Source organism: Fibrella aquatilis (genome assembly GCF_017353255.1).
GTDB classification, from domain to species: Bacteria; Bacteroidota; Bacteroidia; order Cytophagales; family Spirosomataceae; genus Fibrella; species Fibrella aquatilis.
In genome coordinates this window covers 77,517-103,983 of record NZ_JAFMYU010000020.1, presented here as the reverse complement: position 1 = coordinate 103,983, position 26,467 = coordinate 77,517, and the positions used below count along the sequence as shown (strand labels likewise).

24 protein-coding genes and 2 tRNA genes are annotated in these 26,467 nt (G+C 55.3%); 14 read left to right on the top strand and 12 right to left on the bottom strand.

Going from position 1 to position 26,467, the window contains the following annotated elements; translation table 11 throughout:
- Positions 1 to 63: 63 nt before the first annotated feature.
- From J2I48_RS21220 to J2I48_RS21210, 3 genes are all read right to left on the bottom strand, one after another.
- The gene (locus J2I48_RS21220; RefSeq protein ID WP_207337510.1) at positions 64 to 1,926 is read right to left on the bottom strand and encodes a PAS domain-containing sensor histidine kinase; all 1,863 of its coding nucleotides are present in this window, start codon (positions 1,924 to 1,926) and stop codon (positions 64 to 66) included.
- Positions 1,927 to 2,019: 93 nt separating this feature from the next.
- A complete protein-coding gene (locus J2I48_RS21215) occupies positions 2,020 to 2,511 on the bottom strand; it encodes a GNAT family N-acetyltransferase (RefSeq protein WP_207337509.1) in 492 nt (163 codons plus the stop codon).
- Between the two features lie 134 nt (positions 2,512 to 2,645).
- Entirely contained in the window at positions 2,646 to 4,106 is a 1,461-nt protein-coding gene (locus J2I48_RS21210; RefSeq protein ID WP_207337508.1) for a flavin-containing monooxygenase, read from the bottom strand.
- Between the two features lie 202 nt (positions 4,107 to 4,308).
- On the opposite strand from J2I48_RS21210, the gene gcvH reads away from it, so the two are divergent.
- The 6 genes from gcvH (at position 4,309) to J2I48_RS21180 (ending at position 8,532) form a co-directional block, all read left to right on the top strand.
- Complete coding sequence (gene gcvH / locus J2I48_RS21205) at positions 4,309 to 4,692, top strand: glycine cleavage system protein GcvH (RefSeq protein WP_207337507.1); 384 nt, start codon at positions 4,309 to 4,311, stop codon at positions 4,690 to 4,692.
- Positions 4,693 to 4,830: 138 nt separating this feature from the next.
- On the top strand, positions 4,831 to 6,141 hold the full coding sequence (locus tag J2I48_RS21200) for a dihydroorotase (RefSeq protein ID WP_207337506.1): 1,311 nt from the start codon (positions 4,831 to 4,833) through the stop codon (positions 6,139 to 6,141).
- Between the two features lie 220 nt (positions 6,142 to 6,361).
- Positions 6,362 to 6,910, top strand: coding sequence for a DUF4199 domain-containing protein (locus J2I48_RS21195; RefSeq protein WP_207337505.1), 549 nt, complete (start codon positions 6,362 to 6,364; stop codon positions 6,908 to 6,910).
- The gene (locus tag J2I48_RS21190) at positions 6,907 to 7,431 is read left to right on the top strand and encodes a DUF4199 domain-containing protein (protein ID WP_207337504.1); all 525 of its coding nucleotides are present in this window, start codon (positions 6,907 to 6,909) and stop codon (positions 7,429 to 7,431) included. The genes J2I48_RS21195 and J2I48_RS21190 overlap by 4 nt, the downstream gene beginning before the upstream one ends.
- A 3-nt stretch (positions 7,432 to 7,434) precedes the next feature.
- Positions 7,435 to 8,157 carry a gliding motility-associated ABC transporter permease subunit GldF gene (gene gldF, locus J2I48_RS21185; RefSeq protein WP_207337503.1) on the top strand — a complete coding sequence of 241 codons (723 nt, stop codon included), beginning with the start codon at positions 7,435 to 7,437 and terminating at the stop codon, positions 8,155 to 8,157.
- Positions 8,158 to 8,163: 6 nt separating this feature from the next.
- Positions 8,164 to 8,532, top strand: a complete 369-nt coding sequence (locus J2I48_RS21180; RefSeq protein WP_207337502.1) for a VanZ family protein — start codon at positions 8,164 to 8,166, stop codon at positions 8,530 to 8,532.
- A gap of 115 nt (positions 8,533 to 8,647) precedes the next feature.
- Here J2I48_RS21180 and J2I48_RS21175 read toward each other — a convergent pair whose 3' ends face one another.
- Positions 8,648 to 10,006 (bottom strand): tetratricopeptide repeat protein, encoded by a 1,359-nt coding sequence (locus J2I48_RS21175; protein ID WP_207337501.1) that lies wholly within the window; start codon positions 10,004 to 10,006, stop codon positions 8,648 to 8,650.
- A 225-nt stretch (positions 10,007 to 10,231) separates the two neighbouring features.
- On the opposite strand from J2I48_RS21175, the gene J2I48_RS21170 reads away from it, so the two are divergent.
- The 5 genes from J2I48_RS21170 to secG all read left to right on the top strand — a co-directional run bounded on the left by J2I48_RS21170 (position 10,232) and on the right by secG (position 15,222).
- Positions 10,232 to 11,716 (top strand): MiaB/RimO family radical SAM methylthiotransferase, encoded by a 1,485-nt coding sequence (locus J2I48_RS21170; protein WP_207337500.1) that lies wholly within the window; start codon positions 10,232 to 10,234, stop codon positions 11,714 to 11,716.
- Positions 11,717 to 11,878: 162 nt separating this feature from the next.
- On the top strand, positions 11,879 to 13,237 hold the full coding sequence (locus tag J2I48_RS21165; RefSeq protein ID WP_207337499.1) for a sigma-54 interaction domain-containing protein: 1,359 nt from the start codon (positions 11,879 to 11,881) through the stop codon (positions 13,235 to 13,237).
- A 154-nt stretch (positions 13,238 to 13,391) separates the two neighbouring features.
- Complete coding sequence (gene lptE, locus J2I48_RS21160) at positions 13,392 to 13,790, top strand: LPS assembly lipoprotein LptE (protein ID WP_310587299.1); 399 nt, start codon at positions 13,392 to 13,394, stop codon at positions 13,788 to 13,790.
- Between the two features lie 178 nt (positions 13,791 to 13,968).
- The gene (locus tag J2I48_RS21155; protein WP_207337498.1) at positions 13,969 to 14,817 is read left to right on the top strand and encodes a DUF8458 domain-containing protein; all 849 of its coding nucleotides are present in this window, start codon (positions 13,969 to 13,971) and stop codon (positions 14,815 to 14,817) included.
- 30 nt (positions 14,818 to 14,847) lie between these two features.
- The gene (secG, locus tag J2I48_RS21150) at positions 14,848 to 15,222 is read left to right on the top strand and encodes a preprotein translocase subunit SecG (protein ID WP_207337497.1); all 375 of its coding nucleotides are present in this window, start codon (positions 14,848 to 14,850) and stop codon (positions 15,220 to 15,222) included.
- A gap of 129 nt (positions 15,223 to 15,351) precedes the next feature.
- Here the strand turns inward: secG and J2I48_RS21145 are convergent, their stop codons facing one another.
- From J2I48_RS21145 to J2I48_RS21120, 6 genes are all read right to left on the bottom strand, one after another.
- Positions 15,352 to 16,065, bottom strand: a complete 714-nt coding sequence (locus J2I48_RS21145; protein ID WP_207337496.1) for an ABC transporter ATP-binding protein — start codon at positions 16,063 to 16,065, stop codon at positions 15,352 to 15,354.
- A gap of 17 nt (positions 16,066 to 16,082) precedes the next feature.
- Positions 16,083 to 16,601: a hypothetical protein gene (locus J2I48_RS21140; RefSeq protein ID WP_207337495.1), complete on the bottom strand. Its 519-nt coding sequence runs from the start codon at positions 16,599 to 16,601 to the stop codon at positions 16,083 to 16,085.
- 32 nt (positions 16,602 to 16,633) lie between these two features.
- A complete protein-coding gene (locus J2I48_RS21135; RefSeq protein WP_207337494.1) occupies positions 16,634 to 19,642 on the bottom strand; it encodes a tetratricopeptide repeat protein in 3,009 nt (1,002 codons plus the stop codon).
- A 100-nt stretch (positions 19,643 to 19,742) separates the two neighbouring features.
- Positions 19,743 to 19,827: transfer RNA gene (locus J2I48_RS21130), tRNA-Leu, on the bottom strand.
- Between the two features lie 58 nt (positions 19,828 to 19,885).
- Positions 19,886 to 19,961: transfer RNA gene (locus J2I48_RS21125), tRNA-Gly, on the bottom strand.
- Between the two features lie 169 nt (positions 19,962 to 20,130).
- Positions 20,131 to 21,033, bottom strand: a complete 903-nt coding sequence (locus J2I48_RS21120; protein ID WP_207337493.1) for a hypothetical protein — start codon at positions 21,031 to 21,033, stop codon at positions 20,131 to 20,133.
- Positions 21,034 to 21,401: 368 nt separating this feature from the next.
- Between J2I48_RS21120 and J2I48_RS21115 the strand changes: the two genes are divergently transcribed.
- Positions 21,402 to 22,493, top strand: a complete 1,092-nt coding sequence (locus J2I48_RS21115) for a DUF4097 family beta strand repeat-containing protein (RefSeq protein WP_207337492.1) — start codon at positions 21,402 to 21,404, stop codon at positions 22,491 to 22,493.
- Positions 22,494 to 22,732: 239 nt separating this feature from the next.
- Here the strand turns inward: J2I48_RS21115 and J2I48_RS21110 are convergent, their stop codons facing one another.
- On the bottom strand, positions 22,733 to 23,182 hold the full coding sequence (locus tag J2I48_RS21110) for a hypothetical protein (protein ID WP_207337491.1): 450 nt from the start codon (positions 23,180 to 23,182) through the stop codon (positions 22,733 to 22,735).
- A 36-nt stretch (positions 23,183 to 23,218) separates the two neighbouring features.
- Here J2I48_RS21110 and J2I48_RS21105 point away from each other — a divergent pair, with 36 nt between their 5' ends.
- Positions 23,219 to 23,902, top strand: coding sequence for an ABC transporter ATP-binding protein (locus J2I48_RS21105; RefSeq protein ID WP_207337490.1), 684 nt, complete (start codon positions 23,219 to 23,221; stop codon positions 23,900 to 23,902).
- A gap of 76 nt (positions 23,903 to 23,978) precedes the next feature.
- On the opposite strand, the gene J2I48_RS21100 is transcribed toward J2I48_RS21105, so the two are convergent.
- Positions 23,979 to 24,755, bottom strand: a complete 777-nt coding sequence (locus tag J2I48_RS21100) for an aminotransferase class IV (RefSeq protein WP_207337489.1) — start codon at positions 24,753 to 24,755, stop codon at positions 23,979 to 23,981.
- A 76-nt stretch (positions 24,756 to 24,831) separates the two neighbouring features.
- Here J2I48_RS21100 and J2I48_RS21095 point away from each other — a divergent pair, with 76 nt between their 5' ends.
- Positions 24,832 to 26,385, top strand: coding sequence for a TolC family protein (locus J2I48_RS21095; RefSeq protein WP_229376605.1), 1,554 nt, complete (start codon positions 24,832 to 24,834; stop codon positions 26,383 to 26,385).
- Positions 26,386 to 26,467: the final 82 nt, after the last annotated feature.

Genomic DNA, 26,467 nt, shown 5'->3' with positions numbered 1-26,467 from the left:
CCGTTGTCACTCGGCTGGAGCCAAGCGACAACGGCCTCCCTTCACGCTTTCACTCTTTCACCCCTACGCTGGTAGCCGCACCAGGAATGTTGAGCCTTCGCCGGGTTGGCTGGTGGCGCTGATGGTGCCGCCGTGGCTGTCTACTACACGGAAGCAGATGGCCAGGCCTACGCCCGTGCCGGGGTATAGCTGCTGAGCATGCAGGCGCTGGAACACCTGAAAGATGCGGTCGGTGTATTTATCGTCGAAGCCGATGCCGTTGTCGATGATGCTGATCTCATACCAGCCGTGGCCGTCGGTTTCGGTGCGCTGGCAACGGATTTGAATGTGGGGGACGTGTTCGGGGCTGTGCAATGGGTGGAACTTCAGCGCGTTGGTAAGCAGGTTATGGAGCAACTGGCGCAACTGCGAACTATCGCCCGCCACCACGGGCAGTTGGTCGCGCTCTAGCACGGCCCCGGTTTCGGCCAGGCGCAGGTCGAGGTCCAGCAGCACCTCGTCGAGGAGTTGTTCCAGATCAACGGGCGCAAAGGGCTGCCGGTGCGTCGTAATCCGCGAATAGATGAGCAGGTCGTTGATGAGCTGACTCATGCGCCCCGCCGCCGACTGCATCCGCTGGAGGGCATCCTGCCCGAAAGCACCGAGTTCGACCCCGTAGCGTTCGCCGATGAGGTCGCTGAAGGCGCGGATCTTCCGCAGGGGTTCCTGCAGGTCGTGGCTGGCCACGTAGGCAAACTGTTGCAGGTTGTCGTTTGAATGTAGCAACTCCTGGTTGGCTGCCTCCAGCTGCTGCCGATACAGTCGGCTTTCGGTCACGTCGAGCGAGGCGCTCACGAAGCCATCGCCAAACTTGACCATCGACACCAAAAACCATTGGTTGCCCAGTTGCCGTTCAAACTGCAATGGCTCTCCCGTAGTGGTCACGTGCAGGTAATGTTCGTAGGCGTGGCTCGATTTCACACGTGGGTTGATGGCCGTCATGCGTTTGCCGTTTAATTCTGCTATCGGAAATTGGAGCGCATCGGCAGCGGCCTGATTGACGTGGACACACACAAAATCTTCGATCTCGCCGGCGGCATCCCGAACGGCTTCGTACAGGGCCACGGCCATGGGTGCGGCGGTAATCAGGCTGTCCAACAGTTCGGCCTGCCGCTGCTGCGCGAGTTCGGCCGTTTTAATAGGCGTAATGTCAATGTACGACCGGATAAAGCCGTCTTTCCAGGCCACCGCCTGCGTGTCGAACCAAAAATCGTAGCCTTCGCCTTTGTACCGATCCTGAAACCGCACCGAAGCACCGGTTTCAACCAGTTCAACCCATTTGTCGAAAAAACCGCTAGTCTTGTGTTCGGGAAATAGCTCCAGCATGCCCTTGCCCACCACGTCGTCGGCGGTGAGGCCCGTGACCGCACCGGCTGCTTTGTTGTATGATTTGTACCTGAAATCAATGATAGTGCCGTTGTCGTCGCGCACGCTGGTGAAGTGCGAAATGCCCGCCAACGCATTGTCGATCAGGTGCTTGTACTCATCAACCTGCTGCTCCAGCCGCTTTTGCCCGGTGGTTTCCTGGTACGATAACACTCCCTGCTGCTCCATATTTACCGCCGACACCTCAAACCAGCGCGGGTTGGTGGCGTGGTTGGTGGTGTAGGTAAACCGGCAGGACGTACCCTCATCCAGTACGGCCACCAGTTGGGCGAAAAAAGGCGTGCTGACCAGTTCAGGGGCCGTTTCGAGCAGGGTTTGTGCGAACCAGTCTGACGGGAAGTCGGCTTTGGCCGCTTCGTTGGCCAGTACCAGACGCAGGTCGGTAATAGCCGATTCGTCACCGTCGGCGTGGACGGCTTCGTAGACCACCATACCCGTCAGCGAGGCATCTACTATGCGCTGCAACCAGGCTGTCGGCACAGAGGTAACCACTGCATTCATAACGGGTTGAGGAAGATATGGTACGAGTACATTTGTCAAATTTACTTTATCCAGCCATGAAACGATAGCTATAATCGGAATTTAAGGCGTGATCTAAGCACCCAGCCACTGGTACATCACGTACGTATCGACCAGCCCCAGCGCCTGGTGCCGGAACGCCTTAGGCACCGTACCCACCCGGCTAAACCCGCATTGTTCCCACAGCCGCACAGCCACCGTATTGGTGGAAACAACCGCGTTGAACTGTAAGGCCTGAAACCCCAGCCGACGGGCTTCGTCGAGCGAGAAGAGGCACAGTTGCCGGGCAATGCCTTTGCCGCGCTGATCGGGATGAACCATATACCCGGCGTTGGCTACGTGCGCGCCCAGGCCCGGCTGGTTGGCGCACAAAAAGAACGTGCCCACTACCTGTTCGTCTGTTTCGGCTACGTAGGTATGCTTGGTATCGGCCAACCAGGTGGCCAGCATCGCCTCGCGCGGGGTGTCGGGGGCGTACATATAGGTGTCGCCAGTTTGTATAACGGGCTGAATAATAGACCATAGCGCGTCGTGGTCCTGCGCCGTGGCCAGGCGAATGGTGAGCATTCTTTTTTGTTTTAAAAGGTAATGAAGAATTAGGAATGTGCATTCTTCATTGTACATTCTTCATTGTACATTCTTCATTGTACATTCTTCATTGTACATTCTTCATTGTACATTCTTCATTGTACATTCTTCATTTATAATCGCTCCACCGTGTAATCAGCCAGGTTGATGCGGCGGGTTTGGTTGCGGTAGCTGACGGTGAGAGCGGGCCAGAGGGTGGTGTTGCGACCCTGCTCGTTCATGTACCAGCTCTGGCAGCCCGATGCCCAGACGGTGCCGGTCAGTTGCTGTTGCAAGTCGGCGTTGTGGGTTTCTTGGATGTCGGGCTTCACGTCCAGAAACGCGCCGTCGCCCGCCTGTTCCAGGTGGCGGAGATAGTCGATCATGTAGTTGAGCTGCGACTCGATCATGTGCACCACCGAATTATGACCCAGTCCGGTGTTGGGACCCATCAGGAAAATCAGGTTCGGAAAGCCCGACACCGTGGTGCCCAGCAGGGCCTGCGCGCCGGTTTGTGCCCATTCGTCGAGCAGGCTGCGACCGTTGCGGCCGGTCAGCGTTTGATTCAGGTAGATGTCGGCCACGACGAATCCCGTGCTGAAAATAAGCGCGTCGAAGGGGCGTTCCTGTCCGTCGGTGGTGCGGATGCCCGTAGGCATCACGGCGGCAATTTGGTCGGTCACTAGGGCCACGTTGGGGCGGGTAAGGGCAGGGTAGTAATCGTCGGAAACGAGCACGCGCTTGCAGCCCATCTTGTAGGTGGGCCAGGCTTTGCGGCGCAGTTCGGGGTCGCTGATCTGGCTTTCGAGGTGTTTACGGGCCTGCGCTGTGCCCAGCTTGTTGATCACGTCGTTGCCCATAAACGAAAGGCCAAACAGCTCGTTGAGCCAGTAGAAAAAGCCCCGGTGTAGTTGCTGTAAGGCAGGCACCCGGTCATATAATCGTTGCTGCCAGGGGGCATAGTTGCGGTTGTTACGCGGCGTAACGTAAGGCGCAGTGCGCTGAAAAACAGTGAGTTGTGCTACCGAAGGGGCAATCTCCGGCACGATCTGAATAGCCGACGCCCCCGTGCCGATTACGGCCACGCGCTTGCCCGTGAGGTCGTAGTCGTGGTTCCAGCGGGCCGAGTGGAAGGTGGTGCCCGTGAAGGTATCGAGGCCCGGTAGCTTCGGTACGCTGGGGCGGTTGAGCGGGCCAATGGCCGCCACCACCACTCGGGCGGTAGTCACGGTGCCGTGGCTGTCGGTAAGTTGCCAGCAGGCTTTGTCTTCCTGCCACACGGTCGAGACGATTTCGGTGTTGAACCGGATCTGGTCACGAATACCGAACCGGTCTACGCACTGCTGAAGGTAGCGCTGGATTTCGGGCTGGGGTGAATAGGCCTTCGACCAGTGGGGGTTGGGTGCAAACGAAAACGAATACAGGTGCGAGGGCACGTCGCAGGCACAGCCGGGATAGGTGTTTTCGCGCCAGGTGCCGCCCACGTCATCGGCCCGTTCAAATACTACAACCGAGTGGCGGCCACTCAGCTTAAGCCGGATGGCTGCCCCCAACCCGGCAAAACCGGCACCAATGATAGCTACTTCATAAGGCATAAATAAGGTCGACAGTTCTGGTGGTGAGAAACAAGAAGTGAGAAGCAAGAGACAAGAACCGTCTGGCTAGCTAATTTACGACATAGACTGATGCTTGTGCTACGGCTGGCAGGCTCTTGTTTCTCTTCTCTCACTTCTTGTTTCTCATCGCCAGGACTATCGACTTTTACCCCTATTTTTGCAGCATAACCAATGCACTCAAATGACGTTCCCAGACGAACTACGTTATACAGCGGATCATGAATGGATTCGCCTCGAAGCCGACGGCACCGCTACTGTTGGCATCACCGATTTTGCACAACATGAACTGGGCGACATCGTGTATGTAGACATTAATACCCTGGGCCAAACGCTCGACAAAGGCGAGGTGTTTGGCTCAGTAGAGGCCGTTAAAACGGTATCAGACCTGTTTTTGCCCATTGCCGGTGAAGTGATGGAAATGAACGACGAAGCCGAAAAAAGCCCCGAACTGGTCAACACCGACCCTTACGGCCGCGGCTGGATCGTGCGCGTTCGTCCGTCAGACGCCGCCGAAGTTGAGGAATTGATGAGCGTCGATGCCTACAAAGACCTCATTGGCCAGTAGGGCTAGATCATGAAGAAGGCTGCCCACACGTTGCTGCTGGCTATGTTGGTGCCGTCTTCCGTGTTCAGTATCAACTCGTTCCGTTTCAGTTTACTCATTCAGAAAGGCTCCCCCAGTTGAGGAGCCTTTTTCATGCCAATGGATATAGTCATTCGGTCAGCGCGGGTAGTAGATCGGGCCTCACCATTCAACGGCCAGTTGGTTGACCTGTGGGTGCGTAACGGACTCATTGCCAGTATGCTGCCAACGAGCGCCGACTACCAGCCGGAGGTAGGGGCCGTGGTAGTTGAGGGCAAAAACCTGCACGTATCGGCGGGTTGGGTCGATGCGCGCGCTGCTGCCAACGACCCCGGCTACGAACACCGCGAAACACTGGGCGACCTGGCACGGGTGGCCGCTGCCGGGGGCTTCACCGACGTGGCCCTGCTACCCAACACCCAGCCTGTGGTCGATGCCAAAGACACCCTGGGCTACCTGCGCCGCACCGCCGATGGCTTCCCCAACGTACGGCTCCATCCGGTAGCGGCCATTACCAAAGGCGCTAAGGGTGAAGACTTTACCGATATGATCGACCTGCACCGGGCGGGGGCCGTGGCTTTTTCCGACGGCGACCATCCGCTGCAACACCCCGACCTGCTGGCTAAAACCCTGCAATACCTGCGCCCGTTTGGGGGGCTGCTCGTCAACCGGCCCGAAGATGCCCGCCTCACGCGCTACGGGCAAATGCACGAGGGGGTTCAGAGTACGCAACTGGGCTTGAAAGGCTTGCCCGCCCTGGCCGAGGTGATGACCGTGGCGCGTGATTTGCGGCTGCTGGCCTACGTGCTGGAAACCGACCCCGCTCCCCATGATGCCCCCCCAATGCTGCATTTTGCTTGCCTCTCGGCTGCCGAGTCGGTAGCCCTGATCCGCGACGCCAAAGCGCAGGGCCTGCCCGTCAGTTGCGACGTGGCCGCCCACCAATTGGCCTACACCGACGAGGCGCTGAGCGGGTTCGATTCTAACCTGAAAGTGAATCCGCCCTTTCGTGGTGCCGCTGACGTGGCCGCACTCTGGGCCGGCCTGGCCGACGGCACCATCGACGCAGTGGTGTCGGACCACCACCCGCATGAGGAGGAAACCAAAAACGTAGAGTTCGACGTGGCCGAATTTGGGATGCTGGGAGCCGAAACGGTGTTTGCCCTGTTGCAAACCCACAACCAAAACCGACTCCCCCTGCCCGACCTCATCGACCGACTCACCACAGGACCGCGCCGGGTGCTGCGCCTGCCGCCCGTCACACTGGCCGAGGGCCAATCCGCCGCGTTAACTATCTTCGACCCAACCGCCTCCTGGACCTACGCCCGCACACTGTCGTCCGCCAAAAACAGCCCGCTACTGGGCCAAACCCTGGTCGGAAACGTAGTGGGCACGGTGCTGGGGGGTATTTTTAGTTTAAGGAGTTTGTAGTTTGTGGTTTGTAGTTGGTGGTTGCTTCGCGCTCTGGTTGCTGACGCGCGGCCCTTCGACAGGCTCAGGGTGACAGCCCATCTGAAGCAATTCAGTGAACTTGACTCAAGTTCATTGTCACCCTGAGCCTGTCGAAGGGCCACGCGTCAGCCACCCAGAGCGCGAAGCCACTCGCGCCAGCAACCTTGAACATTAGACCTTAGACTTTTAAACTCTAATTATGTCTTACTTCAATCATCCCTTACTAAAAATACCGCTGCTGTTTGGGCTGGGGGCGGGGCTGGCCGTTTTTGGCTACTTTATGGGCCTCTACGCTACGGGTCGGTCGGCGCTGTTTATCATCGAAAAATACCCCCTCGACTACGGTATTCACATCATTCTGATGGTGGCGGCGGTGTGGTATTACCGCAAAAACGTGGGCAAGGGCATGTTGCACCTCTGGGAGGGCCTCACCATCTGCTATGTGGTCAACACGGTGGGGGCGCTGTTGGCGGGCTGGCTGATCTACGGCTTCATCACCTACATACAACCCAGCCTGTTTACCCGCTACATCAACGACCTGATGGCGTTTCAGATGGGCGATAAAGCCGCCATGGTGAAACAGTTTGGCCAGGAAGCCTACGTGGCGCTGCTCAAGCAAACTAAAGAAAGCCGCCCCGATGTGATTCCGTTGAGCATGTTGGGCAAGAAAACACTCTACACCATTTTTGTGGCCCTCATCATTTCGTTACTCTTCCGCAAGCAGGATTATTCCGTACTGAAACCATGAATGAAAAACCCTCTACCGCTAAAATTGCCCTGAAATGGGGCGCTGTGGCCGGCATCACCACCATCATCTACCAGACCATCCTGTTCGTTACCGGAATGAACCGGAACCAGTCGCTGGGGTATGTAACCATTGTGTTTACCATTGGCGGTCTGTATCTAGCCATTGCCGAATACAAACGCGAAAACGGCGGCTACCTGTCTATCGGCGAAGGCGTGGGACTGGGTGTATTGACGGCCACGATTATGGGCATGCTCTCTACCACCTACTCCATTATATACATGACCTATATTGACCCCAACGTGATGAAGGAGGGGTTGGAAATTGCGCGTCAACAATTGGAAGATCAGGGTAATATGACCGACGATCAGATTGATCAGGCCATGGAAATGTCGCAGAAGTTTACCTCACCCGGCATCCTGTTTCTGGGCGGACTCATCTGGTCGGCGCTAAGCGGGGCCATTCTGTCGTTGATTATTTCGGCCATCGTACGCCGCGAACCGGTCGACCCTTTTTCACGGTAATCAATGGGGGCAATTTTTAGAAAAGAAATCGGACAGTTTTTTAGCTCGCCCATCGCCTACATCATTCTGGGGGTGTTTTTGGGGGTGCTGGGCCTGCTATTGTGGGTCTTTGCCGACACTAACCTGCTCGACTACGGCTTTGCCGACATGGGGCAGTTTTTTACCCTTACGCCCTGGGTGCTGGTGTTCATGGTCCCCGCCATCACCATGCGCTCCATTGCCGACGAAGTGCGCGGCGGTACCATGGAATGGCTGCTGACCAAGCCCGTAAGCCGCTGGGGGGTGGTGTTGGGTAAGTTCTGGGCCAACTGGCTGCTGGTGGCGCTGGCCCTGCTGCCCACGCTCATCTACTACTACAGCCTTTCCCAGCTTGGCAACCCGCCCGGCAACGTCGACTCGGCAGCGGTGGCGGGTTCGTATGTAGGGCTACTGCTACTGGCGGGCGTGTTTGTGGCCGTGGGCCTGTGGGCATCGTCGCTCAACGACAATCAGGTGGTGGCGTTTGTGGCGGGGGCGGTGGTTAACCTACTGCTCTACGCGGGCCTCAGCACCCTCAGCGGCCTGCTGGGCACATCTGACCTGGCCTACTGGCTTAGCTACGTCAGCCTCGACAGCCAGTATGAAGCCCTGGGGCGCGGCCTGATCGACACCCGCAACATTATCTATCTCCTTAGCCTGATCATTTTTTTTCTGGCCTTCACCGAACGGCGGCTGAGGAGTCAGTAATCTAGTATGATGCTTACGCCAACGTTTCAGAAAGTAACCCGCTGGCTGGCTATTGCCTGGACAGTGGCCATCCTCGCAGGTATGTCTATCCCCGGCGACGGTATGCCCGACCTGGGCAACTCACGCGATAAGTGGGTGCATTGTTTCGCCTTTTTTGGTATTGCCATCTTGTGGCGGCTGGCGGGTTGGTCGTGGCGGCGCACATTGCTATTTGGCGTAGGCTACGCCATTGGCACCGAAATCTACCAGGCCATCATGCCCATTGGTCGCAGCGGCGACTGGCAGGACGCCCTCGCCGACACCACCGGTCTGTGCCTGGGATTGTTGGTAACGGCAACTATCAAGTCTGGAAAGTCGTATAAAGGAGTACAGTAAGTCTGGAAAGTCAGCAATAGCAAAGAGTCCTGTTTAATCTGGAAAGACATCGTTCGTAAAAACGACTTTCCAGACTAAACAGGACTCTTTGCTATTCCTGACTCTCCAGACTCTTCTACTGCCTAATCACCTTATTGCAGCGGTCGGCGATGATTTTGTAGGACTGTACGTAGCCCAGTTCGCCGGAGCGGCTCAGGTCGGTGCAACCACCTACTTCATCGCCCGAATCGTAGCGCACCAGGCCGCGCAGGTAGTAGGCTTCGGCGTGACGGGGGTTTAGTTTCACCGTGCTGTTGCAGTCGATGAGTGCGCCTTTCTGATCACCCAATGATGAGCGGATAATGCCCCGGATGAAGTACGATTCAGAGCTAGTGGGGTTCAGTTCTACGGCCCGGTTCAGGTCGGCCAGGGCGGGTTTGCCGTCGCCGGTCGAGTTTTTCAGGATACCCCGCACCAGATAGGCATCGGCCCGGTCGTCGCCCAGTTCAGATACCTTATACCGGTCCTGTACTACCGTAGCCAGTAGGGGCAGCAAGTTTTGGGTGATGAACTCGCTGTAATACGCCTTGGTGGTTTGTAGCCCCCGGTTGTCCATCTCAATCGCTTTGTCGAGGTCGGTCAGGGCCAGTTTGTTTGAGCCGGTACGGCTGCGGCAGAAGCCACGGCTAAAAAAGGCTTTGTAATGATTGGGGTTCAGTTCCAGGGTTTTATTGTAGTCAGCTACGGCATTCTCGAAATCGGCCATACGGGTTTTCACCAGACCACGCTTATAAAACAGGTCGGCATCCTGTGGGTTAAGCTCAATAGACCGCGAGAAGTCGGCCAGGGCACCTTTGTAATCTTCCGTTTTGAACCGCGAATAGCCCCGGCCAGCTAGTGCGCTGATCTTGTTCGGTGACTTTTCCAGGGCCAGGCCAAAGTCGGCCAGGGCACCGCGGTAGTCGGTCAGCTGATTTTTGCAATTACCCCTCGCCGTCAGCACGTTGGCATCGTTAGGTGAGATAGAGGCTGCCTTGTTAAAATCGGTCAGGGCGCTGGCCAGGTAGTTCATCTGCGACCGGCACAAACCTCGGTTGTAGTACAGGAACGCATCATTGGGGCTTAGTTCGATAGACCGATTGAAGTCCTGCATGGCGCCCCGAAAGTCTTCCAGTTTAGAGCGGCTCATGCCCCGATATAAAAAGGCGTTGGCATCCTGTGGGTTTAGTTCAATGGCTTGGTCGAGGTCACCAACGGCTCCCTGAATATCATTGAGGCTGCTTTTCGCCAGCGCCCGGTTGTAATAGCTAGCCGAGTTTTCGGGGTTCATGATGATGGCCGTGGTGAAGGCCTGCAACGCACCGGTAAAATCTTTAGCGTTGCTTTTTTGAACACCTTCGTTAAAAAAGTCAACGGCGGTTTGCTGGGCTAAGGAACTGGTGAGGCTCAGTAACCCAATGCCTATAGCGAGGCAGGGTGCATAAATTTTTTTCATTGAAGCTGATTTTATGGGGTTCGTTTTTGCCCGAAGACAGCCAAAACTAAGCGCCTAACTCGTTGTGTGCAAACACATAAAAGAAGAAACATGAAAAAAACGTCGTAACCGATATTACTATATTATATCTATAGATAAATAGAAACATTCTAACGAGGGGCTTTACGATTATTTAAGCCTGACAAACTGTCAGCACTAGGCTTCTTAAATTCGTACCTTTGCTGGATGGAACGCTTTGCTAAATTAACTATCCTTTCGCCCGACGATAAAGCTGCCGCCGAACTACCTCGCGTCTCTGTCGATGAGCTGGCTGTTGGCAAAAAAAAGCTTTATATCGAGAGCTACGGCTGCCAGATGAACTTCTCCGACTCGGAGATTGTGGCGGCCGTAATGCGCAACGCCGGGTTTGCTACCACCTCAACGGCCGATGAAGCCGACGTTATCTTATTGAATACCTGTGCCATCCGTGATAATGCCGAACAAAAAGTGCGCAACCGGTTGGTGCATCTCACGGCCTTCAAAAAACGCAAACCCGAACTGGTGGTTGGCGTACTGGGCTGTATGGCCGAACGCCTCAAGACTAAGCTGTTAGAAGAAGAACAGATCGTTGATATCGTGGCCGGTCCCGATGCCTACCGCGACATGCCGCGGCTGGTGGAAGAGGCCGAAACGGGCCAAAAGGCCGTTAACGTCTTTCTCTCCCGTGAAGAAACCTACGCCGACATTGCCCCGATTCGCCTGGGTTCCAACGGCGTCACGGCCTTTATTTCCATCATGCGTGGCTGCGACAACATGTGCAGCTTCTGCGTGGTGCCCTTCACCCGTGGTCGCGAACGCAGCCGCGACCCCCACAGCATCGTGCGCGAAGCCGAACAACTCTTCGCCGACGGCTACCGCGAGGTAACCCTGCTGGGGCAGAATGTGGACAGCTATAAATGGCGAGGAGCGGAGAGCGTAGAGCTAAGAGTAGAGGACAGCAGTAGTAGCAGTAGTAGCGCTGTGCTTTCTGCTCCAGGCTCTTCGCCTGTTACGTTTGCTGATCTCCTGGCCCGCGTGGCGAGTATCGATCCCGACCTGCGGGTGCGCTTTTCAACCTCGCACCCCAAAGACATCACTGACGATGTGCTCTATACGATGGCCCGGTTCGATAATATCTGCAACTACATCCACCTGCCGGCCCAAAGTGGCAACACCCGGATTTTGGAACTGATGAACCGGACCTACACCCGCGAGTGGTACCTCCAGAAGATAGACCGCATCCGCGCTATTCTGGGCGACGACTGTGGTATCTCGCATGATATGATATCGGGCTTTTGCTCGGAGACGGAAGAAGAACACCAAGATTCGCTGTCGCTGATGGAATACGCCCGCTTCGACTACGGCTATATGTTTGCCTATTCGGAGCGCCCCGGCACCCTGGCGGCCAAAAAATACGCCGATGATGTGCCGGAGGATGTGAAAAAACGCCGCCTTAACGAGATCATAGCCCTGCAACGCGACCTGTCGCTGGAGCGTAACCAACGCCACTTGGGCAAAGTGCAGCGGGTACTGGTGGAAGGCTTCTCGAAACGGTCAGAGGATGATTTATCGGGCCGGAATGACCAGAACAAAATCGTGGTCTTCCCCCGGGGTAACTATAAAAAAGGCGATTACGTCAACGTACTCGTCACCGACTGCTCATCGGCCACGCTCATTGGAAAAGTAGTTTAATGTACAATGCACAATGAATAATGAACAATGCGGTCCGACGGGTCGGCTTCGCGCTGGAACACTCAAAGCCGCACCGATTCGGCGAGCGGCGGACCGGCGAAGCCGACCCGTCGGACCGCATTGTTCATTATTCATTGTGCATTGTACATTTTTTCTCCCCTTATGAACACACAGGAAATACAGTCGGCTAAGCTGCGGTTTGGGATTATTGGCAACGCTCCGGCGCTCAACTACGCCATCAGCGTGGCCACGCAGGTGGCGGCGACCGACCTGACGGTGCTCATCACGGGCGAAAGTGGCAGTGGCAAAGAGTCGTTTTCCAAGATCATCCACAGCCTCAGCGCCCGCAAACACGGGCAGTTTATTGCCATCAACTGCGGGGCTATTCCCGAAGGAACCATCGACTCGGAACTGTTCGGGCACGAGAAAGGGTCGTTTACGGGGGCTGTAGACCAGCGGAAAGGCTATTTCGAGACCACCAACGGCGGCACCATTTTTCTGGACGAGATTGGCGAGATGCCCATGGGTACGCAGGCCCGGCTGCTGCGCGTACTTGAAAACGGCGAATTCATCCGCGTGGGGTCGTCGAAAGTGCAAAAGACCGACGTGCGCGTGGTGGCGGCCACCAATGTAAACCTGTTGGCGGCGGTGGAAAAAGGCCGTTTTCGCGAAGACCTGTACTACCGGCTCAACACGGTGCCCATTTTTGTGCCACCTCTGCGCGAACGCGGCAACGACATCGACCTGCTCTTCCGCAAGTTCACCACCGACTTTGCCGAGCGCTACCGGATCAAGCCCATTCAACTCACCGACGACGCCCGGCGGTTGCTGCTGGCGTTTCCGTTTCCGGGCAATATCCGCCAGTTGAAAAACCTGGCCGAGCAAATCTCTATCCTCGAATCGGAACAGAATAAGCCTATCGACGGCGAAACGCTGGCCAAATACCTGCCCCGCAATCAGGACCGGCAAGCTGGCTCGATGGCGCTGACAGCTATTAGTGGCAATGGCCCCACCGATTCGTTTTCAGAGCGTGAACTGCTCTATAAGGTTCTGTTCGACATGCGCCGCGACATGAACGACCTGAAAAAGCTGGTGCGCGAAGCCCTGGGCAACGAAGCCTACGGTAGTCAACTGCTACACAAACACCGCGATCTGTTCGAGACCACTCCCGCCGACAACGGCTACCCCGGCCCGCCCGACCCCGCCGAGCCAAACTATACCCGGCTATTGCCCAACGGTACGGCCGGCCGCGACGTGCCCGCCTACGAACCCGATTTTGGCCACCCGGCGGTGCAGATCATGGACGACACCGATGGCGACATTAACGACGTGACGGTAGAAGACGTGAGCCACGAAACGGAAGACGATGACTCGCTGTCGCTGGAGAAGAAAGAGAAAGAGATGATTGTGAAAGCCCTGCGCCGCAACAGCAACAAACGCAAATACGCCGCCCAGGCACTCGGTATCTCCGAACGCACGTTATACCGAAAAATAAAACAGTATGAAATTGATGAAGAGTAAAGAAGAAATTAAGAATTGGGGATTAAGAATTAAGAATCATATATCACTGAGGCGTCTGTTTTGGGGATTCTTAATTCTTAATTCTCAATTCTTAATTTCTTCCTGCGGTGTCTATTCCTTTTCGGGAACTACGCTCTCGCCGACTATAAAGACGGTGACGATCAACAACTTCACGCTGCAAACGGCGGGCGGTCCGGCCAACCTGCCCCTCGACCTGACCGAGCGGCTGAAGGAGTATTATCAGCGTTACACTAACCTGAAGGTGATTCCCAGCGGCGGCGATCTGGTGCTCGAAGGCGCCATTGCGGGCTATGACCTGGTGGCCGTGGCCCCTACGGCAACCGATCAGGCGGGGCTTAACCGGTTGCAGATAACGGTGCAGGTGCGGTTCACCAATAATAAAGACGATACCAAAAGCTTCGAGCAACCCTTCTCCTTTTATCAGGATTTTCCGCAAAACCAGACCCTAAGCCAAAACGAAAGCCGACTGGTACCCAAAATTCTGGACCAGATTATCCTCGACGTATTCAACAAAACCGCCGCAGACTGGTAGGAGGATTTTGGATTGGGGATTTCGGATTATTGCTCACCGGTCCGCCGTGGTCCGGCATTCCGGTGCGGCCAGAGCAGAATTATGCGGGAGCAAACCCGCGCGTCAGCAACCAATCGTAATTCGTACATCGTAAGTCGTAAATCAGTACTTTCGTACCCCGACGCCACCCTTGAATTGTATGCAGCCTCTTGACAAAGAAACGTTTTCGTATTGGGTCACTCACCCCAACGACCTGACCGTAGCCGACCTCCAGCAAATGCAGGAGAGCCTGGCCACATACCCTTACTGTCAGGCGTTGTATACGCTGACGGCCAAGGCCTCATCTATGCACCAGAAGGGGCAGACCGTGCCGCTGCTGCGCCGGGCGGCGGCCCATGCGCTAAGCCGCAATGCCCTGCGTAAGCTGATCGAAAATGAGTTTCAATGGTCTGATAATCTGTTGCTTAAGCTCAACGAGCTGGCCTCGCGGCAGGTGCCTATTCCCGACGACTATAAGCACGAAAGCTACGCCCTGTACCGCAGCAAACCCGGCACGTCGGGTGGTGTGTCGATGCCGCTTATTACTATGCCCCGCCTGGCCTTCAATGCCCCGGAGGGGCTCTTTACCGAAACCAAACCACCTGTCGACGACGCTACGCTGGCTGAAGAAGCCTTGCAGGCCGACCTAGCACTGGCCGAACAGACGGTCCCCGAAGACCAGCATCCTCAGCAAGCGCAGGATCTGGAACGCCGCCGTCAGTTGGAGATCATCGAAAACTTCATCCGTAATGAGCCGCGTATCGGTCCCGTTCGAGGTAAACTCGGAGACCATACCGACCAGGAAGACCTCACACAACGGAGTCAGCCAACGTTGCCCGCTGGGAGCATGGTGACCGAAAGTTTTGCTAAAATTCTGGCCCGGCAGGGTAAGTATGATAAAGCCATAGCCATATACGAAAAGCTGGCCTTGAAAAACCCAGAGAAAAACGCGTACTTTGCGGCCAAAATAGGCGAGTTGAACGACTCGAAATCGGTCACGAACCGCTAAATCACCACTGACTTTTACGACCTCTACTGTATGTTAGTTACGTCCATTATTGTATTTGCGTGCATTCTGACCGTCCTGTTGATTCTGGTGGTCCTGATTCAGAATTCAAAAGGTGGCGGCCTCTCCGGCGAACTGGGTGGCCTTGGCTCGAACCAACTAATGGGCGTTAAAAAAACGACCGACGTGGTAGAGCAAATCACTTGGGGCCTTGGTATTGGCATTGTGTTGCTGGTGCTGGCCTCATACGCCCTAATCGACAAGAACGGTACGGCCAATATCAACAGCGCCAACATTGAGCGGGCTACTACTCGCCCTGCACCAAGTGCAGCGCAGGCCCCCCGTCCGGCACCGGCGCAGGCTCCCGCAGCCGCCCCCGGCAATTCGGCTTCAGCTTTGCGGCCATAGAGCGTAGGGCTTAAAGCCAAGAGATAAGAGCCAAGAAACAAGAAAAGGCTAACGCACGTAAAATCTTGCGTTAGCCTTTTCTTGTTTCTTGGCTCTTATCTCTTGGCTTTAAGCCCTACGCTTTTAGCTCTACACCATAAATGCCTTTGCCTTGCGGATGTTGGCGTTGGCGCGATCAGTCTCGATCAGGCCATCGCGTAGGCGGATAATGCGGTGGGCGTATTCGGCAATGTCTTCTTCGTGGGTTACCATGATCACGGTGTTGCCCTTGGCATGGATCTGGTCGAAGAGGTCCATGATCTCGTAGGATGTCTTGGTGTCGAGGTTACCCGTGGGTTCGTCGGCCAGGAGGATGCTGGGGTCGTTGACCAGAGCACGGGCAATGGCCACACGTTGGCGCTGACCGCCGCTTAGTTCGTTGGGGCGGTGCCCGGCGCGGTTTTCAAGGCCCACGTTTTTCATAGCCATCATGGCTTTTTCGGTACGGTCGGCTTTGCTATAGCCAGCGTAAATCAACGGCAGCGCCACATTGTCGAGCGAAGTTTGGCGGGGCAGCAGGTTGAACGTTTGGAAAACAAATCCGATTTCTTTGTTGCGCACCTCGGCCAGTTCGTTTTCACCCATGTTGCTCACATCCTTATGATTGAGCACATAGCTCCCCGACGTAGGCGAATCCAGACAGCCTACAATGTTCATCAGCGTGGATTTTCCCGAACCTGACGGACCCATGAAGGCCACGTATTCACCTTTCTGGATATTGATGGTGATTGATTTTAGGGCATCGACCACTTCGCTGCCCATGACGTAACGTTTCGAGATGGCGCGGGTTTCAATAATAGTCATTGTTGGGACAGTCTTGATTAAGCACCAAAGGCAACTGCCCCAGCGGCCGTGCGCCGACGGCGTTGAAAATAATTGCGTATGAAGAGGCCCGCCAGAATAACAATGTCGACCTCAGGCGAAGGTAAGTCGGCTTGAATATCCCCTTCCTGGGTAAAAAATAACCGCGTCAGGCTGTAGTTGACCACTTCTTTATCGTCGGTGTCAGTAGCTCCTTCCCGAATCATATTCCACTGCCGCATCAGGATGTTATGGCGTTTCCAGGTGTATACTGTGCCAGTGTCCAGCGTCAGTTCGGCTCGTTTGCCAAAGTAGAATTTGATCGTTCCAACAATCCGGTCTGCGGCGGCCAGGTCGTGAATATTAACCGTATTGATCAGAAACCCTGTTACGTCAAATCGCAGTCGTGTAGTATATAACGAGGCATTTACGTCGCGCTCCAGCAGCGCCCTGTGCAGTTGACCCACTTCCACGCCGTTTTCGGTGATGTGCACATCGCGTTCAAACGCTTGCTTTACCCAATGAAGATTCGTAGCCATTGTACGGGTGGTTTTAGGATACCAAAGCTACGCTAGTTTCTGAACGTGGTGCGGGCGTTTTCGATGGCCGCTAGTTTTTGCTGATAGGCCTGTTCAAACGCCTGATAGTCGGCGGGAGAGGTGGCCACCTGAAGCCGCGTAAGACCATCGTCGGCATAGTCGGTCAGGCTTTGGTCGAGGCAAAGCAGCACGTACGTTTTTAGCAATTCGGGGTCGGCTTCGTTATAATCCAGGGCTGGCAACACGGCGGCATACGCGTCTTTTACCTGCTTATGCTGGCGCAGAAAAGTGGCTGTCTCCTGTACTATAGTCGCGTTGAGCGGTGCCCGTTGCAGAGCGTCCTGGTAGGCTTGCCGGGCTTCGGCAGGACGTTTTTGGCGGGCCAATGCTTGCCCCCGCAACAGCGACACTTCGGCCAGATGCTGATCAACAAAGAATGTCTTAGCTAATGAATCAGTTGCCTTGTCCTTCGTCCGAAACGCGGTTATGCGTAGTGCTGAAAGGTTTTCCAATGACCGGGCGAAGGGCGTTAACTGCGCTGGTTTGCCCATCTGGCTCAAGATCATCTGCGCGTAGAAGTACTGCCGGGTGGCCAGATAGTCTGTAATCAGGGTGGCGCCGGCCACCGTCTTCAGACTGGCATCGCGAATGGTTTCCCATACCTTGCCCCGGTTGTCATCGTCGGAGCGATAGCTGACGTAGAACGCTTTCTGCAAATCGGTCCAGCCTGAGCCGCTTGTAGCCGAGGCAGGGGCTGTGTAGAGGGCCTGCTGCACATCGCGCAGGGTAGCATCGTGGCGGGTGGCCGTTTCCCAAAGCGGTTGTGCCGCCACCAGATCGCCCGTTTTGGTTAGCGCCACGGCCCGGTAGCCGGTCGAGAGGGTGTCGGTGTTTTGCGCAAAGGTGGCCGCCGCCTGTTTGTTTAGTCCCTGTTCCAGTTCCAGCAGGCCCAACATGGTGCGGTAGGTGGGGGCGGTGCGGGCGTCGTTGGTAATCAGTTGCGTGAGCTGGCCAAACGCCTCATGATGCCGATGCGCTTTGTAAGTGGCCAGCGCACCCGCCAGCGACAGTTCGTCGCTGATGGTCTGGTTAACCGGGTTCAAAGCAGCCCGTTGGATTGTATTGCATAGCAGCGTGTCGGGGCGGGGGGCCAACAGGGCGTAATTATACAACCCGGCAAACTCACCCACGCCAAGGGCGGCGTTGGGCCGGGCTTTGGTCAGCCAGGCGGGTTGGTTGGAGACCGTGGTAGTGCGGGGTTGTTGCAGGCGCAGGGCCAGGGCATTAGCCGTCAGGGTGGGGTCATCACTGTCAGGCACCTGCGCCAACAGGGTCGAGTCGCTGGCCAGAATCTGCGGGTTGCGGGCATACAGGGCCAGTATATTCGCCAGCGGTACATTGGCGCGGGGGGTGAGGTCGGCCGCCGATTTCAGGTAATAAAACGCCGAGTCGGCCAGGGCGGTTTTGCCGTAGAGGTAGCCCAGGTTGGTGCGCAGTTCGCCGCTGTCAGGAAACCGATTGATGCCCCGTTGCAGGGTTTTAACGGCGTCGAAAAACAGGTTTGTTTGCTGGTAGGTGCTGTAGAGGCCAATGAACGCCTGCGGCGAAGGTTGCTTGAGCAGTGCCTGCGAGAAGAACAGCGCCGCTGTGGCCGGGTCGTTGCGGTTAATGGCGATAGAGGCCAGCGCGTAATTGGCTTTGTGTTGCTGATACTCCTGCGCCACCGATTCCTGGTAGTACGTCTGGGCCAGATCAGCCTCGTTCTCAGCCTGATAGGCATCGCCCAGTGCCGCCAAACAGGCCGCGTACCCCTGCCGCGCCGTGAAATGCCCCGTCGACATGCTCACGCCAACGATGCCAATAACCCCCGCCAGCCGAAACAGGGGCAGATCGGCCAGCCGTGCTTTATACAACACCCGGTAGACCGGTAGCTGCTGCTGATAAATGGGCAAAAAATTGACTAGTACGTAGAGCACCATCAGGAAACCCATGATAAAATGGCTGTAGACAATAGCGTCTTCAAACACTTCGATCAGCGGGTCGTTGGCTGTGGCAAACCCATAGGCCACCGTCAGGATAGTCATCGCCGACAAGCCCAGATACAGCCCGGCCCCGGCGTCTTTGAAGGAAAGCAGACTACGCTGTTCGGTCAGGTGCCGAAAGCCCCAGAAACCCATGGCAATAGACACCAGCAGAATCAGAAACGGGCTGATGGTGAGCACGTCCCAGTCGATAGATTTGGTATTGCGCAGCCAGATCAGGAGTAGGTTGAGCAGGTATAAGGCACTGATAAAGATGAAGTTAACCGCGCCCAGTGGCCGACCATTGGGGCGACTGACGCTCGTAAGCCACACTAGTCCGCCCACAATGTCGATGGCGATGTAGGCGATGAAGAGTACGCTGATAATGACCAACCCCGCCAGGGCGTAGCTTAACAGCAACTGCGCCGGATGCACCACCGAAGCCCCCAGGCCAATGCCTAGCGCCGCCAGAGCAAACAGCCCGCCAAATACCAGGAGCCGGGTAAGCAACCGGGTGGCGGTCTGGAAAGCGTGGAAGTAATAGCTGACGCCACCAAACAGCAGCGTCATCACCAGAAACGGCCACCGCCCACCACCGGGCAGGCCCAGCACCTCGAACCGGCATACGGCCAGCAGCAGCACAAACAGGGCCATGGCAACCCGATAGCGCAGGGCGGGTAGGCGACAGATAGCGGCCAGCGCGTAGGTGAGTGCCGCGCACAGCAGGCCCACCGAGAGCGTAGCCATGCCCGGATGTACCAGCATGGGCGACACCGCAAATTGGTTCGTAACGGTTTGAATACGGCCAGTAATGGGGTAGGTAAGCAACCCGTCGGTGAAGCTGTAGAGCGTACCGGGCAGGCTGACCAGTTCACCCAGCACATTCCAGGATACCACGTTTTCCAGCCCCTGCCAGGCCACGTAGGTATAGCCAAGGGTACAGAGCACCAGCAGTGCCAGCCCACTAATCACCACCATCCGGTCTGACTTCGACCAGGTATGCCAAAAGAACAATGCCATATATAGCAAACGAAAAACACCCGCCCTCCGCATACGGGCGGGTCTATTTGACTGCACTAAAAACACAAAAAGCACTGAAAATCAGTGCTTTTGTATTCCGTACCAGGAGCGGGAGTCGAACCCGCACGGGCTTGTGGCCCACAGGATTTTAAGTCCGGCGTGTCTACCAATTCCACCATCCCGGCAATTCCGACGAATCGGGCATGTACAAAAAAAGCACCGTTGGTTGCGGTGCCTTCATTGTGGAGCGAAAGACGGGGTTCGAACCCGCGACCTCGACCTTGGCAAGGTCGCGCTCTACCAGCTGAGCTACTTTCGCATATACCGCCTTCAGGCAGATGCCCTGAGCGATTTGGTGATGCAAAAGTAGGGTAAGAACAGGCATTTGTCAAGACAAGCGGTCAAAAAAATAGCTGGCTGTGGGGTGTAATGCCCACAAACCAGCTAAGTATTAGTCAGTTACTACGCCAGTATCTCCGGCGAAAATGTCAAAAATCCGTAGACCGGATGCGGTTGGCGCTGACTTTGCGCTTGAATTGGTACGCCAACCCGATTGACAGCGAGGCCCATTTGTCACGGCTGGTGTTGAGTACGGCTTTACCAAAAATAGCCCCGCCCTGAGGGGTATCAATCGTCGAATTGTCGTTCTCGCGGGTAGCATCGAGCTTGTCAGAGGCGACGAAATTATACCGCAGGTCGGCGTAAAGGCTGAGCGTAGCGTTCAGCGACCGGTTGTAGCGAAGGCCTAGCGGAACAACAAGCTCGCGGGTTAACCCTAAATTGCCTGGGCCTTTGGCCGTTACATTATCCGATTCTGTATGATGGCTACCGGTGCCATTGGTGTAACGCTGCAACTTGCCCGTAGTAAGCGAACTGGCGCTGGCATCGAACGCAATCAGGCCCAGGCCAATATAAAATTCCAGGTTTCCCCTGGCGGGTTGGGTGGTAGCGTGGCCACTGAAGTTGTCAGGGGCTAGCTGCCCGTTAGTTGGGCTGGTAAGTACCGGTTTGGGCTTGCCCTTGAACAGCCGCGTCAGGTTGAAGGCGCCACCAAGCGCCCCCTGAACGTAAGAGGCTGTTGCTTTTGAGTTGTAATAGTCGGCCTGTTGCGCGCTCAATGAGCCAAGGTCAGCAAGGAGTGTTACGGCCACCACCGACCCAAGCGGGTAGCTAACGTTCAGCCCGGCACCGAAGCTTAGGTTAGGGGTCGATAAATCGCCGTAGAGTTGGGTAAGCCCCAGGTTCAAGCCAACGCGTAGACCCTGGCGATTAGTTGTTGAATCGGTCCGTGGCGGGGTTACTGTGGCCTGACCTGCCGGCTGGGCCAACAGGGGGGCAGCGCATGAAAACATTAAGCCCATCAGGGCGATGGTACGGTAAACTTTCTTCATCTCAACTAGTAGATTATCGTTACGGAGAATGCGCTAAAGTTAAGACGAATGAATGACTATTTATTTAATAGGGGTACTTAGTCTACTCACTTAATTTATTTTTAAGTATACTCATAAAATAGACTATGCTTGACTAATATGGTTCGTTTTTGTCTGTAACCGCAACAAAAACGGCGCTCACTGTCCAGAGTTGAACAGGATTGTCCGAAATCGTACAGATATTTCTATTATAAATAACTGACAGTTAAACGATTAACGGCATGGCACCTGAATTGATACAGGTATTTTATTCGTCTCGACTAGGTCTATGCAACGTGTTGCGTTGCTTTGGCATCTATACTACTAATTCACGTTAAACTGCCCCGATCATGAACATAACCTTGTTTACCCGATTCATGCCCATTTTGTTGGTTGCTGGCCAGGTGGTTGCTGCCGCCACGCCAACAACCCATAAACACACCGCCGGTGCTGCATATACGGTTTCGCTGGACGAAAACGACGATACACCCTACAAGACACTGTCGTTTACCGGCATCAACCTGGTGCGGGCGCAGACATCGGGCGGGGGACTTACCGTAGAAGGTGGTGCGGGGCCGGGTGTGAAGGTTGAGATGTTTATTCGCGGCAACAATGGCAACGGTAACCTGAGCAAAGACGAGATTGAAGACCGCCTGAAAGACTACGAAATCTATATCCGGCAGGAGGGAAGCACGGTGGTGGCGGTGGCTAAGCAGCGTGGTTCGTTCAACTGGAACTGGAAACGGGGACTGAGCATTAGCTTCAAATTCACTACACCCCGCAACATGGCCACCAACATTAGCACGTCGGGCGGGGGCATTAAGATGAGCCACCTGACGGGCAAGCAGCGGTTCGAAACGTCGGGGGGCGGCATTACGCTGGTCGACCTGAAAGGCGATATTGAGGGAAATACCTCTGGCGGGGGGATCAAGCTCACCGAATGCCGCGACCGCGTGGTGGTTGAAACGTCGGGCGGTAGTATCGACGCCAGCAACTCCAGCGGCAACCTGAAGATGCACACCTCTGGCGGGGGCATCCGCATCAGCAACCTCAACGGCATGATCAACGTAGAAACGTCGGGTGGAAGCATCAACGGCGACCGCATCGACGGCGAGCTGAACGCCAGTACGTCGGGCGGGGGTATTCATATTCGTGATATGGCCGGGAGCATCGAGGCCGAAACCAGCGCAGGCAGCGTAGAGGTGAACTTCACCCGCGTAGACAAATACGTAAAACTGGAAACGTCGGCGGGGAGTGTGCGGGTACAGATGCCCATGGACAAAGGTATGAGCCTCGACCTGAGCGGTAGCCGAGTGAGTGCGCCCCTAAACAACTTCAGCGGCTCGGCCGAGCGCGACCGGATTGTGGGCAAAACCAACGGCGGCGGAATTCCCGTAGTGCTGTCGGCCACGGCGGGCAGCGTATCCATCAACCAGCAATAAGCGTGTCCGCCCCCGAACGGCGGCTGTCCGATTACGGACGACATAGTTTACAAAAAAGCCCCAAATCAGCTGATTTGGGGCTTTTTTGTGCGCTGGCACAGCGATTGACTTTATGGTTGTTGGTCATTGGCTGCGCTGTCATTCAGTAGTCATTCGCTCTGCTGTCATGGAATGACTATTGAATGACCACCGAATGACAGCGAAGCCAATGACCATTGAATGACAGCGAAGCGAATGACCTAATCGACCAGGAATGCGTTAAGATCGAGGCTTAGCTGTTCAGAAACTGATGTCTCTTCCAGCAAACCACCATTGCCCACTTGATAACGGTACCAGATTTGAGTTTTGTAGTCATAAATGAAGCCCTCCAGAATGCCATACAGGTCTTCGTCAACTAACTTGATGATTTTGCGCATATCCTGTTTTAATCCAGCCGTGTGGCAAACCTCGATAATAACAGGTATAGTATCGTTGTCGTTATTGGCCAAAATGAGATCTGGTGTTGGACTAGCCCCACCTTCGTCAACCATCGTTTCGGGCAGTGGCTCCAGTGCTAATGTTTTTTCCTGAAAATACATATGGCCCAAACCTGCCGTCAGCCTGGCAATGATTCGCTGATGAATCCTCGGAGCATAGGTGCCCATGTCATCGTGCAGAAGCAGCGGGCCGTCGAAGTAGGGGTGGTACATTAGTTTAGCAGTTAACCTTGTCAAATATAACCGATTATGATTGAGCTAGTCAACGTGGCCAAGCACTACCCCGCCGGGTTTGGCCGTACCTACGTGTTGCGGAATATTAACCTCACCATCGACCAGGGCGAGTTTGTTTCTATCATGGGGCCGAGCGGTTCGGGCAAGAGTACGCTGCTCCATATTCTGGGTATGCTGGAAGAGCCCTCGGAGGGGGAATACCGCTTTCTGGACGAACCGGTACAGAAGCTGTCGGAGAAAAAGCGCACCGAACTACACCGTAGCCACATCGGCTTTGTGTTTCAGGCTTACCACCTCATCGACGAACTGACGGTATACGAAAACATCGAGACGCCGCTGCTCTACAAAGGGGTGCCGGGCAACGAACGCAAAAGCCGCGTGGCCGACGTGCTTGACCGGTTCAACATTGTGGCCAAAAAAGACCTGTTCCCCAGTCAGTTATCGGGCGGGCAGCAGCAGTTGGTGGGCGTGGCGCGGGCCATTGTGGCGCAACCCAAAGTGATCTTCGCTGATGAACCCACAGGCAACCTGCACTCCGAGCAGTCGGCAGAAATCATGACCCTGTTCCGCGAGCTGAACCAGAAAGACGGCGTCACCATCGTGCAGGTAACTCACTCGGAAGCCAATGCTGAATACGGCAACCGCATTGTACGTCTGAAAGACGGCTGGCTGGTGCCGGAGGGGGAAAGGGTAGTTTAACGTTTAATGTCTAAGGTTTAAGGTTGTCCGCTTGACAATGATCTCTTGACAAGCAAGCAACCTTAAACCTTAGACATTAAACGTTAAACTGTTTCACCGCTTCCACCGGCGTGTCTAGCAGGGCTTGAATGCCATTGACGTTGGCACAGAAAACGGCGTCGGCGTCGGCCAGGGCTTCAGGTAGAAACAGGCCTTCCTGCACCGAGTGATTGCGCATGAGCTGCCGCCGCACAATGCCGTCGATGCAGCCCGTTTCGAGCGAGGGGGTGTAGAGTTGATGGTCTTTCAGCCAAAAGACGCTGGAAGCCACGCACTCGGCAACGTGGCCGTGGATGTCGAGCAAAATGGCTTCGTCGTAGTGATGCTGCTGCCGAAACAGCCCCGCCAGCACGTAGGGGAGGGCATTCAACGTTTTGAAGGCCGATATTGAGGAGGGCGACAGCCGCACGTCGCGGAAGATGCCGAGGCGGGCTTTGCTGGTAATGCCAAATGGCTCGGTGGGTTGGGCGGTCAGGAGCCAGTCGGCGGCGTGGGTGGTGGGGGTGTAGAGGCCGCCGGGTTGGCGCCACACCTGTAGTTTCAGGCGGGCGGGACCATCACTCAGGCCATTCTGTTGGATTAGGTCCAGTGCCGTAGCCTGGAGTTCGTCCAGGGCGAAAGGCGTGACGGGGGCCAGTTGCAGGGCAACCATGCCCCGCGTGAGGCGGTCGAAATGGTCGGGCCAAAACCAGAGTTTGCCCCCTTCATAACGAATGGTCTCGAACAGGCCGTCGCCATACTGAAAGGCCCGGTTAGTGGCCTGAAAGCCAAACGAGGCCGCAGATTGCATATCCGAATTATAAACCAGATTCATGGCGCTTTTCCACCGTTTATCCCAAAACGGTGGTCATGGCCAAAGTAAGCGTGTAACATTGACACCACAACTACGTATGACTACTTACCAAATGCCCTTCAAGCAGACGCTCCTGGCCATCGGGCTGACCTTTTCTATTGGCATCCTGCCGCTGACTGGTTCGGTATGCCTGGCGCAAACACCTGCTTCGATTACCCCCGGCTCGTCGGCTACGGTAGCGGCTACGCCCGGTGCGGCCACCAACACGCAGGCCAACGCCGTGCAGGTGCTGGGCCTGCAGCAGTGCATCGATATTGCGCTGAAGAATAATATCACCATTCAGCAGGGGCAGTTGCAGGTGGAAAGCAGCGAACTGCAACTCCGGCAATCACGATTTAACCAACTGCCCTCTGTCAACGCGTTTATCTCGCAAAACGTGAACTCAGGGTACAACGTAGATCCTGTTACTTATCAGTTTGTTAATAGGACTATTGGAACGAACAGCTTACAATTAAACGCAACGATGCCCATTTTTCAGGGTTATCAGTTGAAAAATACCATCAGGCAGAATAAGCTGATTAGACAGGCAACTGAGAAAGAACTGGCCGCGACGCAAAACAACGTGGCGCTCAACGTAATTCAGCAATACCTGAACGTGCTGACCGGTGCCGAGCAACTGGCCATTGCCAAACGGCAGGTAGAAACATCATTGGCTCAGGTGGACCGGACCCAAAAACTGGTCAACGCAGGGTCGGCACCGGAAGCTAACTTATACGAAATTCGGGCGACACTAGCCAACGACCAATTGGTGGTGGTGAACAACCAAAACACCGTTGACCTGGCCAAACTAGCCCTGTTGCAGGCCATGAACCTGCCCGCCGGACAGCCGTTTGAAGTAGAGTTTATAAACCTGCCTGATCCACGAATTGAAGCTTACGAACTTCCTGCATCGGAAGTGTATAATGTAGCAAAGCAGACACAGCCACAACTGCTAGGAGCAGATTTGCGTGTTGAGGCTGCTCGTCGGAGTATCGAAGTAGCCCGTGCTGGTTTGTATCCCCGACTTTCATTAAGTGGCAGTGTGAACACGATCTATTCATCAAATGGTAATCCGAAAATAACACGCACGAATACTATCGTCACGACTGAAATCGGTACAATTAACGTGGGAAATGCATCTGTTCCGGTTTCTACAACCTCGACTGGCTTTGTTAGTTCCGATTACACATTTCTGGAACAGTTGAACAACAACCTTAGTCAGGGAATATCGTTGAACTTGAATATCCCAATTTTTGGGCAGCGACTGGCGCGGACCAACATCACCAACGCTACCATTCAGCAGCGCAACGCCCAGCTGAACGCCGACAACACGCGCCTGCAATTGCGGCAACAGATTGAAACGGCCTATACCAGTTTGCTGGCCGCTTCGAACCGCTACCAGGCCACGGAGGCATCTGTGATCTCGCTGGAACGGGCCTTCCGCGCCGCCGAGAGTCGCTACAACGCCGGGGCTATCAACGCCACAGACTACAATATCGCCAAAAACCGCTACGACATTGCCCGTGGTCAGCTGGTGCAAGCCAAATATGACTATGTTTTCCGCGTCAAGATTTTAGATTTTTACCAGAATAAGCCACTTACGTTTAATTAGTGAAAGAGCGAAAGAGTGAAAGAGTGATTGCTGCGGATAATCGGCCTGATCATTCTTTCACTCTTTTACTCTTTCGCTCTTT